At 62.8% G+C, this 14,567-nt stretch carries 15 protein-coding genes; 5 read left to right on the top strand and 10 right to left on the bottom strand.

All coding sequences use genetic code 11. The features are described 5' to 3' along the window. The first annotated feature begins 334 nt into the window (after positions 1 to 334). Together ATN00_RS04205 and ATN00_RS04200 are read left to right on the top strand one after the other, a co-directional pair. Positions 335 to 1,213 carry a LysR substrate-binding domain-containing protein gene (locus tag ATN00_RS04205; protein WP_062062519.1) on the top strand — a complete coding sequence of 293 codons (879 nt, stop codon included), beginning with the start codon at positions 335 to 337 and terminating at the stop codon, positions 1,211 to 1,213. Positions 1,214 to 1,288: 75 nt separating this feature from the next. Then, a complete protein-coding gene (locus ATN00_RS04200) occupies positions 1,289 to 2,452 on the top strand; it encodes a GGDEF domain-containing protein (protein ID WP_062062517.1) in 1,164 nt (387 codons plus the stop codon). 17 nt (positions 2,453 to 2,469) lie between these two features. Here ATN00_RS04200 and ATN00_RS04195 read toward each other — a convergent pair whose 3' ends face one another. After that, complete coding sequence (locus tag ATN00_RS04195; RefSeq protein ID WP_062062514.1) at positions 2,470 to 3,141, bottom strand: glutathione S-transferase family protein; 672 nt, start codon at positions 3,139 to 3,141, stop codon at positions 2,470 to 2,472. 170 nt (positions 3,142 to 3,311) lie between these two features. On the opposite strand from ATN00_RS04195, the gene acs reads away from it, so the two are divergent. Beyond that, on the top strand, positions 3,312 to 5,258 hold the full coding sequence (gene acs / locus ATN00_RS04190; RefSeq protein WP_062062511.1) for an acetate--CoA ligase: 1,947 nt from the start codon (positions 3,312 to 3,314) through the stop codon (positions 5,256 to 5,258). Positions 5,259 to 5,280: 22 nt separating this feature from the next. Here acs and ATN00_RS04185 read toward each other — a convergent pair whose 3' ends face one another. Further along, positions 5,281 to 6,489, bottom strand: coding sequence for an FAD-dependent monooxygenase (locus ATN00_RS04185; protein WP_062062508.1), 1,209 nt, complete (start codon positions 6,487 to 6,489; stop codon positions 5,281 to 5,283). 308 nt (positions 6,490 to 6,797) lie between these two features. Next, on the bottom strand, positions 6,798 to 7,886 hold the full coding sequence (locus ATN00_RS04180; RefSeq protein ID WP_062062505.1) for a branched-chain amino acid aminotransferase: 1,089 nt from the start codon (positions 7,884 to 7,886) through the stop codon (positions 6,798 to 6,800). A 148-nt stretch (positions 7,887 to 8,034) separates the two neighbouring features. Between ATN00_RS04180 and ATN00_RS04175 the strand changes: the two genes are divergently transcribed. Beyond that, positions 8,035 to 9,048, top strand: coding sequence for a threonine aldolase family protein (locus ATN00_RS04175; protein WP_062068390.1), 1,014 nt, complete (start codon positions 8,035 to 8,037; stop codon positions 9,046 to 9,048). Beyond that, positions 9,048 to 9,947, top strand: a complete 900-nt coding sequence (locus ATN00_RS04170; protein WP_062062502.1) for a DMT family transporter — start codon at positions 9,048 to 9,050, stop codon at positions 9,945 to 9,947. The genes ATN00_RS04175 and ATN00_RS04170 overlap by 1 nt, the downstream gene beginning before the upstream one ends. Here the strand turns inward: ATN00_RS04170 and ATN00_RS23325 are convergent. The 7 genes from ATN00_RS23325 to sufC form a co-directional block, all read right to left on the bottom strand. Further along, complete coding sequence (locus ATN00_RS23325) at positions 9,944 to 10,099, bottom strand: hypothetical protein (RefSeq protein ID WP_156415216.1); 156 nt, start codon at positions 10,097 to 10,099, stop codon at positions 9,944 to 9,946. The genes ATN00_RS04170 and ATN00_RS23325 overlap by 4 nt on opposite strands. A 97-nt stretch (positions 10,100 to 10,196) precedes the next feature. After that, entirely contained in the window at positions 10,197 to 10,997 is an 801-nt protein-coding gene (locus tag ATN00_RS04165; protein WP_062062499.1) for a Rossmann-fold NAD(P)-binding domain-containing protein, read from the bottom strand. An 18-nt stretch (positions 10,998 to 11,015) separates the two neighbouring features. After that, positions 11,016 to 11,375, bottom strand: a complete 360-nt coding sequence (locus tag ATN00_RS04160; RefSeq protein ID WP_062062497.1) for a HesB/IscA family protein — start codon at positions 11,373 to 11,375, stop codon at positions 11,016 to 11,018. Continuing rightward, positions 11,375 to 11,836: an SUF system Fe-S cluster assembly protein gene (locus tag ATN00_RS04155; protein WP_062062494.1), complete on the bottom strand. Its 462-nt coding sequence runs from the start codon at positions 11,834 to 11,836 to the stop codon at positions 11,375 to 11,377. The genes ATN00_RS04160 and ATN00_RS04155 overlap by 1 nt, the downstream gene beginning before the upstream one ends. Further along, positions 11,833 to 13,056, bottom strand: coding sequence for a cysteine desulfurase (locus tag ATN00_RS04150; protein WP_062062491.1), 1,224 nt, complete (start codon positions 13,054 to 13,056; stop codon positions 11,833 to 11,835). Before ATN00_RS04150 ends, ATN00_RS04155 begins: the two co-directional genes overlap by 4 nt. Next, positions 13,053 to 13,805, bottom strand: coding sequence for a SufD family Fe-S cluster assembly protein (locus tag ATN00_RS04145; protein WP_062062488.1), 753 nt, complete (start codon positions 13,803 to 13,805; stop codon positions 13,053 to 13,055). The genes ATN00_RS04150 and ATN00_RS04145 overlap by 4 nt, the downstream gene beginning before the upstream one ends. Next, complete coding sequence (gene sufC, locus ATN00_RS04140) at positions 13,802 to 14,563, bottom strand: Fe-S cluster assembly ATPase SufC (protein ID WP_062062485.1); 762 nt, start codon at positions 14,561 to 14,563, stop codon at positions 13,802 to 13,804. Before sufC ends, ATN00_RS04145 begins: the two co-directional genes overlap by 4 nt. Positions 14,564 to 14,567: the final 4 nt, after the last annotated feature.

Raw genomic sequence — 14,567 nt, 5'->3', positions numbered from 1 at the left:
CCTCGTTCCTGTCTCCTGCGTAACGAGATAGGAAATGCGCGGGCGAAGGAAAAGGGCGCATCGCTCGCCCCACCAAAACAAAAAAAGGGCCAGCCCGAAGGCCAGCCCTGAAAGTTTATAGGAGAGGATGCCTGAAAGGCCTTTTCTATGTGCGGTGCAGCAGCTATTTTTGCAAGTGCGAAAGAAATCGGGCAAGTTGCAAAAAATGCATCTTGCCAATTGACGGATATTGCTCATCATTGAATGGAGGATGCTGATAAGTCGGCTGACGCACCATCCAACAAAGATATGATGCGGTGCGACGGCCTGGATATTCTGGAATTTCGACGGATTTATGCGCAGACTGCCGCCTCTCACGGCCCTGGAGGCCTTTGTTCAGGTTGCCCGCCTTGGTTCGGTCAAGGCGGCGGCGGAGGAACTTGCGCTATCGACACCGGCCTTGAGCCGCCGGGTGCAGGCGCTGGAACGTTTCATTGGGCGTTCGCTATTCGACCGCAAGCATCAGGCGCTGGAAATCAACGCCGACGGGCAGCGGTTGTTGGACGATATCGCCCCCGCGCTGGATTCACTCAGCCAGGCGCTCGAAAATATTCAGAGCGGTGGCAATCAACTGCGCCTGCGGCTGGCTGTCATGCCTCTGTTCGCAACACAGCGCCTGTTTCCTCGGCTGGGCCAATTACGGCAGATGCATCCCCAGCTACATATCGATATCGAAACCACCCCTTATGCCGTCGCGCGGCTGGGCGAGGGACTGGATGCAGCCATCGTGCTGGCGAAGGACATCGACCCCGCGCTCTACGCGCATGAACTGGATCATGACGAAGTCTATCTGATCGGGCGGCGCGCCCTGCTGGAGCAGCCCCATCCATTGAGCACGCCGGAGGAGCTATCACAACACACCATATTGCTGCACCGCGACATGACGTTGGCCTTCGACGCATGGAAGGAAGCGGTCGGCCTGCCCGACCTGCAACCGCTGGCGGTCGACAATTATGATTCGGGCCAGCTCATGCTGGAAGCCGCGGCACAGGGATTGGGCGTCGCCGTGATGCATGCCAGCCATTTCCAGCAGGCGGCGGACGAACGGCTGGTCCGCCTGTTCCCGACCAGGGTGGAAAGCCCCTATCGTTATTTCTTCGTCTGCCGTCCGCGCGCATTGCAGACGCGTTCTGTTCGCATATTCCGCGACTGGCTGGTTTCGGCGGATATCTGAACGCGATTCCAATGGCTTTTCAGAATTTGTTTGATAGGGATTTAACCCTCCTTGCGCCCTGCCGTTCTCCCTTGCATGAGCGCAGCACCCTCTCCTTTCGCCAGCCCTCCGCATGGGCTTACCGACCGCCTGACGCGATGGGCGCGTGGCCTATCGGGCAAAGCCGAAGAGGGGGAGGAAGAAACGCCGGTTGAACGGCGGTCGCGCGCCAGCACGGCAGCCGATCGGGAAATTACGCGCCGGCGCAAGCTGTATGACGATATTGGTGCTTTCCTGTTCGCGCATGATCTGGACCTGACGTCGATGAATTTCTCCGTCGCGCTCGATTATCTGACGGGCACGAATATCGGCATCGAAAAGGCGGTGAAGGCCGTTATGATGGAACGCGGTCAAGTCACCAATAGCTGGGTCGAAACCGTCGTCGCCGAACAGCGCGCCGACGAAATCACGCCCGAAGCGCTGGTGGCCATGCTGGACAAGGTAGAGGAAAATCTGACCCTGTTCACTGGCCTGATGCATGAATCGCGCAGCAGCGCCAAGGATTACGGCGCCGCCCTGCAGGAACATGCCAAGGATCTGGCATCAGGCGGCGACGCGGAAACCGTGCTTGGCCGGCTGGTCAGCCTGACCCGGTCGATGGTGGAAAAGACGCGACAGGTCGAAACCCAGCTTCGCGACAATCAGAAGCAGACACAGGCGCTGAGATCCGGCCTGGAAAACGCCCGCCAGGCTGCCGAGCATGACTTCCTGACCGGCCTGCCCAACCGCCGCGCCTTTGAAGGCGCGCTGCGCGAGGAACTATCGCTGGCGCGGGCGCAGGGCGAGCCGCTGGCCATCGGCTTCTGCGACATCGATCATTTCAAGATCATCAACGACACCCACGGGCACGACACGGGCGACCGGGTGCTGAAATTCGTGGCGGGCCTGCTGACGAAGATTTCCAACGACCGCTGCCATGTGGCGCGCCATGGCGGGGAGGAATTCGTGATGCTATTCCGCGGCAAGACGGCGTCCGAAGCCTGCGCGCTGGTCGACAAGGTGCGCGAAGATCTGGCGGGCCGCAGCCTCGTCAACCGCGCCAATGGTGAGAAAATGGAACAGGTCACCTTCTCAGCTGGCGTCGCCGATGTGCTGGAATATGAACATCCCCGCGCCGCTCTGCGGGCTGCGGACAGAGCACTCTATCTAGCCAAGGAACATGGCCGCAACCGCGTCTATGTAGCAGCGGATACGGATTGAGCCGTTTTCGTCCGCGCCTAGAAATCGGGCTTTTCATAATGGGGCGGCGGAGTGATGACCTCCATCCGCTCCGACAGCAGCGGGCGGAAGGACGGGCGCGACTTGAAGCCGGCATACCAACGTTTCACCGTTTCATGCCCCGCCCAGTCGATGCCACCTAGATAATCCGCCACAGATAGATGCGCCGCCGCCGCGACATCGGCAAGGCTGAGCGTTCCGCCCGCCATCCAGGCGCGGTGGTCGAGCAGATAGTCCATATAATCCATATGAATGTTGGCGCGTTTCATCGCCTCGCGCAGGACACGGGCGTCAGGTGGAGCACGTTCGATCAGGCGCTTTTTCATCCGCTCGTGGAGCAGCGGGCCGACCACGTCGCCATAAAAATTCTGGTCGAAAAAAGCGGTCAGCCGGCGCACTTCCGCCCTTCCCGCTGCAGTGCCGGAAATCAGTGGGAATTTTTCCACGGTTTCCTCGAAATATTCGCAGATCGCCTGACTGTCGATCAGGGTCAGGCCCCCTTCCCGATCCACCATGACAGGCGTGGTGCCCGCGGGATTGAGGTCCAGAAATTCGTCGCGCATGTCCCATGGCGATTCGCGCACAAGATCATAGCCCACGCCCTTCTCGCCGAGCAGAAGGCGCACCTTGCGTGAGAAGGGACAAAGCGGGAATTGATAAAGCTGCCACATGTCCCTGTCTGTTAGGCGCGCGCACGACATTGGGAAAGCGGCAAAATGGGGAAATTCCGTAGCGATCGCGAAACGATCTGCGTGAAAAGCGGGGTCGCCCATCTTCCGGTTTGCGCCATCCCGTCCTAGGTAGGGAAGGCGATAAATCGCTGCAAAGGAAAGGATGCCCCATGTCTGACGATTTCTTCCCGGTTCCCGCGACATGGGCCAAGGATGCGCTGCTGGACCGGGAGGGGCGGGCGGCGGATTACCGGCGCTCGATCGAGGACAGCCATGATTATTGGCTGGAGCGGGCTAAGCGGCTGGCTTGGATCACCCAGCCCACGCGCACCGACGAAAGCAGCTTTGCCGAAGCAGATTTCAACGTGAAGTGGTTCGCGGACGGACAGATCAACGTCAGCGTCAATTGCATCGACCGGCATCTGGCGGAACGGGGCGATCAGGTCGCGATCATCTGGGAACCCGATTCCCCGGAAGAGGAACCACGCCGCTACACCTACAAACAGGTGCATGAAGAAGTCTGCCGCTTCGCCAATGTGCTGAAAGGCGCGGGCGCGAAGAAGGGCGACCGGATCACCATTTACCTGCCGATGATCCCGGAGGCCGCCTTCGCCCTGCTCGCCTGTGCGCGGATCGGGGCGGTCCACAGCGTCGTCTTCGGCGGCTTTTCGCCCGAAGCGCTGGCCGGGCGCATCATCGATTGCGATTCGACGCTGGTCATCACCGCCGACGAAGGACGGCGCGCGGGCAAGGCCGTGCCGCTCAAGGCCAATGTCGATGCGGCGCTCCATGACTGCGCCAGCGTGAAGCGCGTGATCGTGGTGAAGGCGACCGGCGGCGCGGTGGCGATGAAGGACGGACGCGACCTGTGGCTGCATGAGGAAGCGGGACGCGTTTCCGCCGACTGCCCGCCCGAAACCATGAACGCCGAAGATCCACTGTTCATCCTCTACACCTCCGGATCGACCGGCAAGCCCAAGGGGGTGCTGCACACGAGCGGAGGCTATCTGCTCTGGGCCGCCCTCACCCATGAGTTGTGCTTCGATTACCGGCCCGGCGACATCTGGTGGTGCGCGGCGGACATCGGCTGGGTCACGGGTCACAGCTATATCGTCTATGGGCCGCTGGCGAACGGGGCGACCACGCTAATGTATGAAGGCGTACCCAACTGGCCGACGCCCAGCCGCATCTGGGAAGTGGTCGACCGGCATCAGGTGCACGCCGTCTTCACCGCCCCCACAGCGTTGCGCGCGCTGATGCGGGAAGGCGACGAGTTCGTTACACGCACCAGTCGCCAGTCGCTGCGCCTGCTGGGCACGGTGGGCGAGCCGATCAACCCGGAGGCATGGCGCTGGTATCATCATATCGTAGGCGAGGATCGCTGCCCGATCATCGACACATGGTGGCAGACCGAAACCGGCGCGGCGATGATCGCGCCGATGCCGGGTGCCACGGACCTGAAACCTGGCTCCGCCACTCTTCCCATGCCCGGTGTGATCCCGCAGATCGTGGATGGCGAGGGGCAGGTGCTACACAGCGCGGCGGAGGGCAACCTCGTCATCGCGCAGAGTTGGCCGGGACAGATGCGAACCGTTTGGGGGGATCATGATCGCTTCTTCCAGACTTATTTCACCACCTTCCCCGGCAAATACACGACGGGCGACGGAGCGCGGCGGGATGCCGACGGCTATTACTGGATCACGGGGCGCGTGGACGACGTCATCAACGTATCCGGGCACCGCATGGGCACGGCGGAGGTCGAAAGCGCGCTGGTGCTGCATGAAAGCGTCGCGGAGGCGGCGGTGGTCGGCTTCCCCCACGACATCAAGGGGCAGGGCATCTATGCCTATGTAACCTTGAACGCGCATGAGGAGCCGAGCGAGGACCTCCGCAGGACACTCAGCGCATGGGTGCGGACGGAAATCGGCCCCATCGCGACGCCCGACGCCATCCAGTTCGCGCCAGCGCTGCCCAAGACCCGCTCAGGCAAGATCATGCGTCGTATCCTCCGCAAGATCGCGGAGGGTGAGACATCGGCTCAGGCGCTTGGCGACACCAGCACGCTGGCCGATCCGTCGGTGGTGGATAATTTGGTGGCGAATCGGGTGGGAGGATAGGAGAGCAACTGGCGAGGTGGCCCTAAACCATCTCGCCCGTCAGCAGACGGGGGAGAGCCCCGGATTCGCCCCGCGCTTCGGCCATGAAGCGGTTCTTGAGGACGGACGTGCGCTGCACGGCGGCAAGACCCGCACGGCGGATGGCTGAAGGGATGCGACCGGGAATGTCGAACAACCGGACAAGGCCGTCCATCGCCACGCTGACCGACAGGGAATCGAGGCTCCGCCAGCGCTGATAGCGTGCCAGAAGCTGCGCGTCGCCCGGATCGAGGCCAAGGCGCATCCCTTCCACCAGCACTTCCGCCAGCGCCGCGACATCACGGAAACCAAGGTTCAACCCTTGCCCTGCGATGGGATGGATGGCGTGGGCCGAATCGCCCACCAGCGCAAGGCGCGTATCGGTGATCCGCGCCGCATGATGGAAACCCAGCGGATAGGATGATCGCGGCCCCGCCAGCGAAATCTCGCCCAGAAAGCCGCCCATGCGCTTCTGCGCTTCGGCGAGCCACGCCCGTTCCGACAGCTTCATCATCGCGGGCGCCTGCTGCGTCGGCACCGTCCACACGATGGCTGAGCGCGTTCCTGGCAGCATCGGCAGCAGCGCAAAGGGGCCGCCAACATAGAAGATTTCATAGGCCGTGTTGCCGTGCGGCACTTCATGGTCGATGGCCGTGACCATCGCGACATGCTTATATTGCCAGCGAGTCGTGCGGATACCCGCCGCTTCGCGCGTAGGGCTGTTGCGGCCCTCCGCCGCAACTAGCAACCCACCGCACAGTTGCGCGCCACTGGCGAGCGTCAACGTCACGCCATCCGCGCCGCGATCCACGTCGACAGCGCGATCGGGCTGGAAGCGGGTGAGGTTTCCTGCCTTCTCCGCCGCCTGGACGAGCGCCACGCGCAAGTCGCGATTGGGGAACATGACACCCATCACGCCGTCATCCGCATCCGGCGCGAAGTCGAGGGCGCCGGGCTGCAAGCCGTCGCTGACCCAGATGCGATCGATGGGACAACCCTTGCCCTCCAGCAGATCGGCGACCCCGATGGCGGACAGCATCGCATGGCTGGTCGAGGAAATGGCCGACACCCGCCCGTCGAAACCGGCGGCGGTGGTTTCGACCGGATCGGCGGGGTCAATCACGGCGCAGCGCACACCGTGGCCCGAAAGAGCGATGCCAAGGGTGAGGCCGACGAGGCCCCCGCCCAGAATCACGACGTCAAAGCGTTGCATGAGCGCCTGTCTAGGCGGTCGGGCAGCGGAAGGGAAGCGGTGGTATCGAGGATGGAGTTGCGTCATTTGCACGAGGCTATCGGCTTGTCATGGCAGGTTTCGGTCAATGGCGGTTCCCACTCCGCTCGCCCTGAGTAGTGGCTGAGCGAAGTTGAAGACCGACGTCGAAGGGTCTTGCGCGACATCAGTCCTTCGATATGCCACTTCGACAAGCTCAGTGGCTACTCAGGACGAACGGATTTGAGTGTCCACAAACCACCCAAATTCGCCCGTGGAAAACCACTCCTACAAAGGCAGAAGGCCGCTCTTTACAGCCTGCGTACCCAGTTCACCGGATCGGCCACCGTGCCACGCTGGATGCCGGTCAGGTCAGCGCGCAGCGATTCTGTCACCATGCCGCCATCGCCATTGCCGATGGTGAAATCGCCCTCCACGCTCTTGACCGTGCCGATGGCGGTTACCACCGCCGCCGTGCCGCAGGCGAAGGCTTCGCGCAGCTTGCCACTGGCCGCGTCCGCGCGCCACTGGGCGAAGCTGTAGGGTTCCTCGCGCACGTCATGGCCCTTGTTGCGGGCCAGCTTCATGATGCTATCGCGGGTGATGCCGGGCAGGATCGTACCGAGCGGCGGAGTCACGATCGCCCCATCCTCCATCACGAAGAAGATGTTCATGCCACCCAATTCCTCGACCCACTTATGCTCTGCGGCGTCCAGGAAGACGACCTGATCGCAACCATGAGTGCTGGCTTCGGCCTGCGCGATCAGCGAAGCGGCATAGTTGCCGCCGCATTTGGCGGCGCCGGTGCCGCCGGGCGCGGCGCGGGTATAATGTTCCGACACCCACAGGCTGACGGCCTTCTTGCCGCCCTTGAAATAGGCACCCGCAGGCGATGCGATGACACAGAAAATATAGTCCTTGGCCGGTCGCACGCCTAGGAACGCCTCACTCGCGAACATAAAGGGGCGCAGATAAAGGCTTCCCTCACCATCCGGAATCCAGCCCGCGTCGATCTTCACCAGCTGCTCGACCGCTTCTAGGAAGAGGTCTTCGGGAATGGGGGGCATCGCCATGCGGTGCGCCGATTCATTGAAACGACGGGCATTTTCCTCCGGCCGGAACATGGCGACGTTGCCGTCGGCAAGGCGATAGGCCTTCATGCCTTCGAATATTTCCTGTGCATAATGCAGGACCGCGCAGGCCGGATCGAGCTGAAACGGCTCACGCGGTCCGAGCATATGGCTGTGCCAGCCCTGCCCCTCAGAATAGCGAATCGTCACCATATGATCGGTGTGAATGCGCCCAAAGCCCGGATCTTCCAACAATACGGCGCGCTGGTCAGCCGCCACAGCCTTGCTGTTGGGGATGACGGTGAAGCGCGATGTCTGCTGGACGTCCATGATAACTACTCCTTCGGCTTGGACGCGCGCCCTATGTCACAAAGCGGGCGACGAAACAATGTTGCGCGATGGATTTGAGTCCATTGACTGATAAATGGACCGGCGAGCGACGCTTGCGCTTTGCCGGAAGGCGATTATCCCGCTCGTCATGCATTTCTTTTCCGACAACGCCACGCCCGTCTGTCCGCCTGTCATGGCCGCCATCGCCGCCGCTGACCGGGAGGATCATGGCTATGATCGCGACGCATGGAGCGCGCGGCTGGACGGTGCCTTTTCCGATCTGTTCGACACGCCTGCAAAAGCCATATGGGTGGCGAGCGGGACGGCCGCGAACAGTATCGCGCTTGCCTGCCTGTGCCCGCCCTATGGCGGCATCGTCGCGCACGAAGAGGCGCATGTCGCGGTAGACGAATGTGGCGCGCCGGCTTTCTTTACTCACGGCGCCAGCCTGATGACGCTGCCGGGCGAAGGCGCGAAGCTGTCACCTGATGCGGTGCAAGAGCGGCTTGGGACAATCCGCCCGGACGTGCACCAGATGCCTGCGCGAGCGATTACCATCACCAACGCAACCGAATATGGCCTCGTCTATACGCCGGACGAGGTGGCGCGCCTGAGCACCGTAGCGAAAACGCATGGCATGGGCCTCCACATGGACGGCGCGCGCTTCGCCAATGCGGTGGCGCATCTGGACTGCGATCCGGGCGACATCACATGGCGCGCGGGCGTCGACGTGCTGAGCTTCGGCTGCGTCAAGAATGGCGGCATGGTGGGCGAGGCGCTGGTTTTTTTCGGCCCGCAGGCCAACGTGCGGGCGGCTGAGGCCGAGCGCTGGCGCAAGCGGTCGGGGCATCTCGTTTCGAAAGGGCGCTATCTCGCCGCGCAGATCCTCACGCTGCTGGAGGATGATCTGTGGCTGGCCAACGCCCGTGCGGCCAATGAAGCGGCGCAGGTGCTGGCGGCGAACGCGAGCGGCAGGCTAATGTATTCGGTGCAGGCCAATGAACTGTTCTTAGAGCTGACGGCGGCGGAAGCGGCAAGCCTGCGCGCGCAGGGCTTCGAATTCCATGACTGGGGCGAAGGCGCGGCCCGGATCGTCACCAACTGGTCGCAGGATGCTGCAAGTGTCGAAGTGCTCGCCCAGGCGTTGCGGGCACTCGGCTGATGGAGCAGCAGCCGGCAAAAAGCGGCGTGATCCTCCCCTTCCTCCTCGTCACCTTGATCTGGAGTTCGACCTGGATCGTGATCCGCGACCAACTGTCGGCGGTGCCGCCAAGCTGGTCTGTCAGCTACCGCTTTCTGGTGGCGGGATTCGCTATGGTCCTGTTCGCGTTGGCACGGCGGGTGCCGCTGCGCCTGCCGCCGAAAGGTATCGCTTTTGCCGCATTGCTGGGACTCGCGCAATTCGTGCTCAACTTCAACTTCGTCTATCGCGCGGAGCATTATCTGACCTCCGGCGTGGTCGCGACCGTCTATGCGATGCTGCTGATCCCCAACAGCATCCTGTCCTGGATCGCCTTTCGCCAACCGGTGAGCCGCGCCTTCATCGCCGGATCGGCCATCGCCATCGCGGGAATCGCATTGCTGCTGGTAAAGGAATATCGCGCGGCGGAAATCGCATCCGATGCGGTGCTGCTGGGCGTGGCGCTCAGCATCGCTGGGCTGTTCAGTGCATCGGCGGCCAATGTCATGCAGGGGATGTGGATCGCCCGGCGGCTGCCGATGGTGGCGGTGTTGAGCTGGGCGATGCTGATCGGCGGGGCGATGGACGCGGCCTATGCATGGATTACGGTGGGGCCGCCGGTGATGGAATGGCGAGCCGCTTATGTAATGGGGATATTGTGGTTGGGGATAGCGGGATCGGTCGTCACCTTCCCACTCTATTTCCAGTTGATCCAGCGCATCGGCGCGGCACGGGCAGCTTATAGCAGCGTACTGATCCCGGTGATCGCCATGCTGATCTCCACGGTGGCGGAGGGCTATCGCTGGACTGCCCTATCCATCGCGGGAGCCGCGCTGGCGATCCTGGGCATGATCATCGCGCTGCGAGCGAAGAAAAATTAGCGCGGCACGCCCAGTTCGTAACCACGCTTGGCCGCGTTCACCCGCGAAAGGAGGTGTGCGATCGGTTCAGGCTTGCGAGGCGCGCGAGCGGGCACGGACAGGCTGGCCATCCGCTGGCTGATTGCGGCAAAAGCAAGGTCGATTGAGTCCATCTGTCCGATCCCATGGTGGTGAGGACATAGGCTTTCGGACCAGCGTGGTTAACATAGGGTAACCATGGGTGCGGCGATGCGACGAACCGATTCACGCCTATTGAGAAAAGCAGCCAGCCAGCCCTTCGTGATAGGTTGGGTAGCGCGGCTTCCAGCCGAGGAGGCGCTTGGCCCGCCCGTTCGCAACCCGGCGATTTTCCGTATAGAAGGCGCGGGCCATGGGAGACAGCTTCGCCTCTTCCGGCGTCAGCAGCGGCGGGAGTGGTAGGTGCAGCAGCGCGCAGGCCGCCTGCGTCACCGCATTTTGCGGCGCGGGCAGGTCGTCAGCCAGATTATAGACGCCCGGCGGCCCATCGAAAGATGCGACGACGCCCGTAACAATGTCGTCAACATGCACACGGCTGAAGACCTGTCCCGGCAGATCGATGCGATGCGCTTTCCCCTCTCGCACACGGTCCAAAGCGCTACGACTGGGGCCATAGATGCCGGGCAGCCGAAAACGGCGCATATCGGGGCGAAGCGCGCCCCATGCCAGATCGGCTTCCGCGCGGGCGGTGCGACGGCCCTCACCCACCGGGCTGGCTTCGTCGACCCATGCGCCGTCCGCATCGCCATAGACGCCGGTGGAGGATAGATAGCCAGTCCAGAGCGCGGGCGCGGCGGCGATGGCGACGCCATAGCGGGCAAGGGCAGGATCTCCTTCCCCGTCCGGCGGGACGGAGGAGAGGATATGCGTGGTGTTAGCAATGGCAGCGCGGACAGCTGGTTCATCGTCAAACGCCAATGCTTCGGGACCAGCCGTGCGGCGCACCCCCGTGACCTGCCAGCCCTGTGCGCGCAGCCGTCCGGCTAGGCGCGCGGCGGTGTAGCCCAGCCCCAGGATCAACATATGCGGCATGATACGGCCCACCAACGCTTAGACGGTGAAGCTCTCGCCGCAACCGCAACTACCCTTGGCATTGGGATTGTTGAAGACGAACCCTGCGGTAAAATCGTCCTCCACCCAGTCCATCGTCGATCCGACCAGATAGAGCACCGACGCGCCGTCGATGTAGAATATGCCGCCAGGCGTTTCGATCTTCTCGTCGAACTTCACCTCATCGGTCACATAGTCGACCGAATAGGCAAGGCCCGAGCAGCCCCGGCGCGGAGTCGAAAGCTTGACGCCGATCGCCCCTTCAGGCGCCTGAGCCATAAGCTCCGCGATGCGCTGTTCCGCGCTCGGCGTCAGGACGACGGCAGCGGGACGGGCGCGAGCTTTGGTTTGCGTCGTCATCAGAGCATTCCCAGTTCCAGCTTGGCGTCGTCCGACATCTTGCCGGGGTCCCATGGCGGATCCCAGACGAGGTTCACCTCTACATCGCCCACGCCCGGCACCGCGCCGACGCGCAGTTCCACTTCGCCCGGCATGGATTCAGCGACCGGGCAATGCGGCGTCGTCAGCGTCATGGTGACGACGGCATGGCCGTCCTGTGTAACGTCCACTCCGTAGATGAGGCCAAGATCATAGATGTTCACCGGAATTTCCGGGTCGAAGATTTCCTTGAGCGCATCGATAATCGCATCATACAGGTCGCCGCCCGGCTCGCCCGCTGGCGTCTCGGCGGGCTTTTGCGAAAGGAAGCCTTCCAGATAGTCGCGCTGGCGCGGCTGCTCGCCTCCGGCATCGTCCAGACGCGCCTTGGGCGGCGCTTCCACGCTTTCCACTTCCTCGACCATAATCTTCCGCTCGGTCATCCGAAGATCTTCCTCACTCGTTCGATACCTTTGACCAACGCGTCCACATCGCTCTCGTCGCTGTAGACACCAAAGCTCGCCCGCGCCGTCGCCTCTACACCCAGATGACGCATCAACGGCTGAGCGCAATGGTGCCCGGCGCGGATGGCCACGCCCGTTTCATCCAATATGGTGCCGACATCGTGCGGATGCACCCCCTCCACCTCAAAGGAAAGAATGCCTGCCGAATCCTCCGGGCCGAAAACGCGCACGCTATTCAGCTTTTCCAGCGCTGTCCGCGCCTTGCCCACCAACGCACATTCATGGGCATGGATAGCGTCCAGCCCGATCGCCTGCACATAATCGATCGCGGCGGACAGCCCAACTACGCCGACGATATGCGGCGTCCCTGCCTCGAACCGCGTGGGCGCGGGAGCATAGGTCGTCTTTTCGAATGTCACCTTGTCGATCATCGACCCACCGCCCTGATAGGGGGGCATGGCATCGAGCAGTTCCTTGCGCGCCCACAGCACGCCGATGCCGGTCGGCCCATAAAGCTTGTGCGCGGAAAAGGCGTAGAAGTCGCAATCCAGCGCCTGCACGTCGACGGCAAGGCGCGGCACGGCCTGGCACCCGTCGATCAGGAGCTTCGCGCCGGCCGAATGGGCGATGTCGGCGGCGCGCCGCACGTCCAGCACGCTGCCCAGCACGTTCGAAACATGGGCGAGCGCTACCATTTTATGCGCGGGGGTAATTATCGCGGCTATGGCATCAAGGTCGATCTTGCCATCCGCTGTCAGGGGCACGACGTCGATCTCTGCACCGACTTTCTCGGCCACCATCTGCCACGGCACGATATTGCTGTGATGCTCCAGCATGGACAGCAGGATACGATCCCCCGCCTCCAACTGCTCGCCAGCCCAGCATGTCGAGACGAGATTGATGCCCTCGGTCGCACCGCGGACATAGACGATCTCGCTGTCGCTCGCCGCGCCGATGAAGTTCGCGACCTTCCGCCGCGCCGCCTCATAGGCCAGCGTCATATTCGCGGATCGCTCATAGACGCCCCGATGCACCGTGGCATAATCCACGCCGTAGGCGCGGGCGATGGCGTCGATCACCGCTCGCGGTTTCTGCGCGGTGGCGGCGCTGTCGAGATAATGCCAGTCGCCCCCATTTCCATCCAGAAGGCCGGGGAAATCATGGCGCAGGTCGAGGCGATCGAAGGCGCTGACGGTCATACCAGCACCTCCAGCTTGGCGATCGCCGCCGCTTCCAGTGCCGCCTTCACCGCTTCGTCGGCCATATCGTCGAACACGCCAGCGACAAAGGCCTTCAAAAGCAGCGTCTTGGCTGTCGCGGGGTCCATGCCGCGCGAGGCCATGTAGAACAGCGCCTGTTTGTCGAGTTCGCCCACCGTCGCACCATGCGCGCATTTCACATCGTCGGCGTAGATTTCCAGCTCTGGCTTGACGTTCGCGGTCGCCGTGCGGTCCAGCAGCATCGCCTTCACCGACTGGAAGGCGTCGGTGCGCTGCGCGCCGCGAGCGACATTGATGCTACCGAGATAGCTGCCAGTAGCATGATTGCCCAGGATCGACCGGATCGTCTGCCCGCTGGTGGCGTCCGGCGCGGCATGGGTGACGGCAGTGACGATCTCCAGCGTCTGTTCGCCACCGCCGATGATTGCGCCGTTCAATTCGAAATGCGAACCCCTGCCCAACGTGACGTTGATCGTCACCCGCCCGAATTTGCCGCCGATATTGAGCACATGAAAATCGCAGCGCGCACCGTCCGCAATGATGATGGCATAGTCATACACCGCCACCGCGCCATCGGCTGCATTCTGCAACAAATGATGGCGCGCCGTTTCATCCGCCGCGACGTCGATGCGCGTGGGTGCGGGCGTCGGCCAGATGGCAGCCAGCGCATCGACGTCGCTGTAACGCCAATCTTCCTGCCTGCGCGTGGGAAGAGCGATTGTCGTCACGCCGCAACCACCTCGGCCCCGACCATATCGGCATAGCCTTCGCGTTCCAGTTCCAGCGCGAGTTCCGGCCCGCCCGACTTCACGATCCGGCCGCCAGCCAGCACATGCACGAAGTCCGGCTTCACATAATCGAGCAGCCGCTGATAATGTGTGATGAGCAGCACCGCCTTATCGGGGCGCCGCATGATCGCATTGATGCCCGCGCCCACGGTCTTGAGCGCGTCGATGTCGAGGCCGCTGTCCGTCTCGTCCAGGATCGCCAGCTTCGGGTCGAGTATGCCCATCTGCACCATTTCGGCGCGCTTCTTCTCGCCGCCCGAAAAGCCGACATTCACCGGGCGCTTGAGCATTTCCATGTCGAGGCCCAGCAGCGCGGCCTTCTCCTTGGCGAGCTTGATGAACTCGCCGCCGTTCAGTTCCTTCTCGCCCCGCGCGCGGCGCTGCGAATTGAGGCTTTCGCGCAGGAATTGCAGGTTGGAAACGCCTGGAATCTCAACGGGATACTGAAAGCCCAGGAACAGCCCGGCGGCAGCGCGCTCATGCGGCTCCATTTCGAACAGGTCCTTCCCCAGGAAAGTCGCGCTGCCGCCCGTCACCTCGTAACCGGGGCGGCCGCCCAGCGTATAGGCCAGCGTCGACTTGCCCGCGCCGTTCGGTCCCATGATCGCATGGACTTCGCCCCCATTGATGGAAAGCGACAGCCCCTTGAGGATCACCTTGCCGTCAATCTCGTTCGAGAGGTTTTCAATTGTCAGCATGCAT

This window comes from Sphingobium baderi (genome assembly GCF_001456115.1).
GTDB lineage: Bacteria > Pseudomonadota > Alphaproteobacteria > Sphingomonadales > Sphingomonadaceae > Sphingobium > Sphingobium baderi_A.
This window is presented reverse-complemented; position numbering and strand designations above follow the sequence as displayed.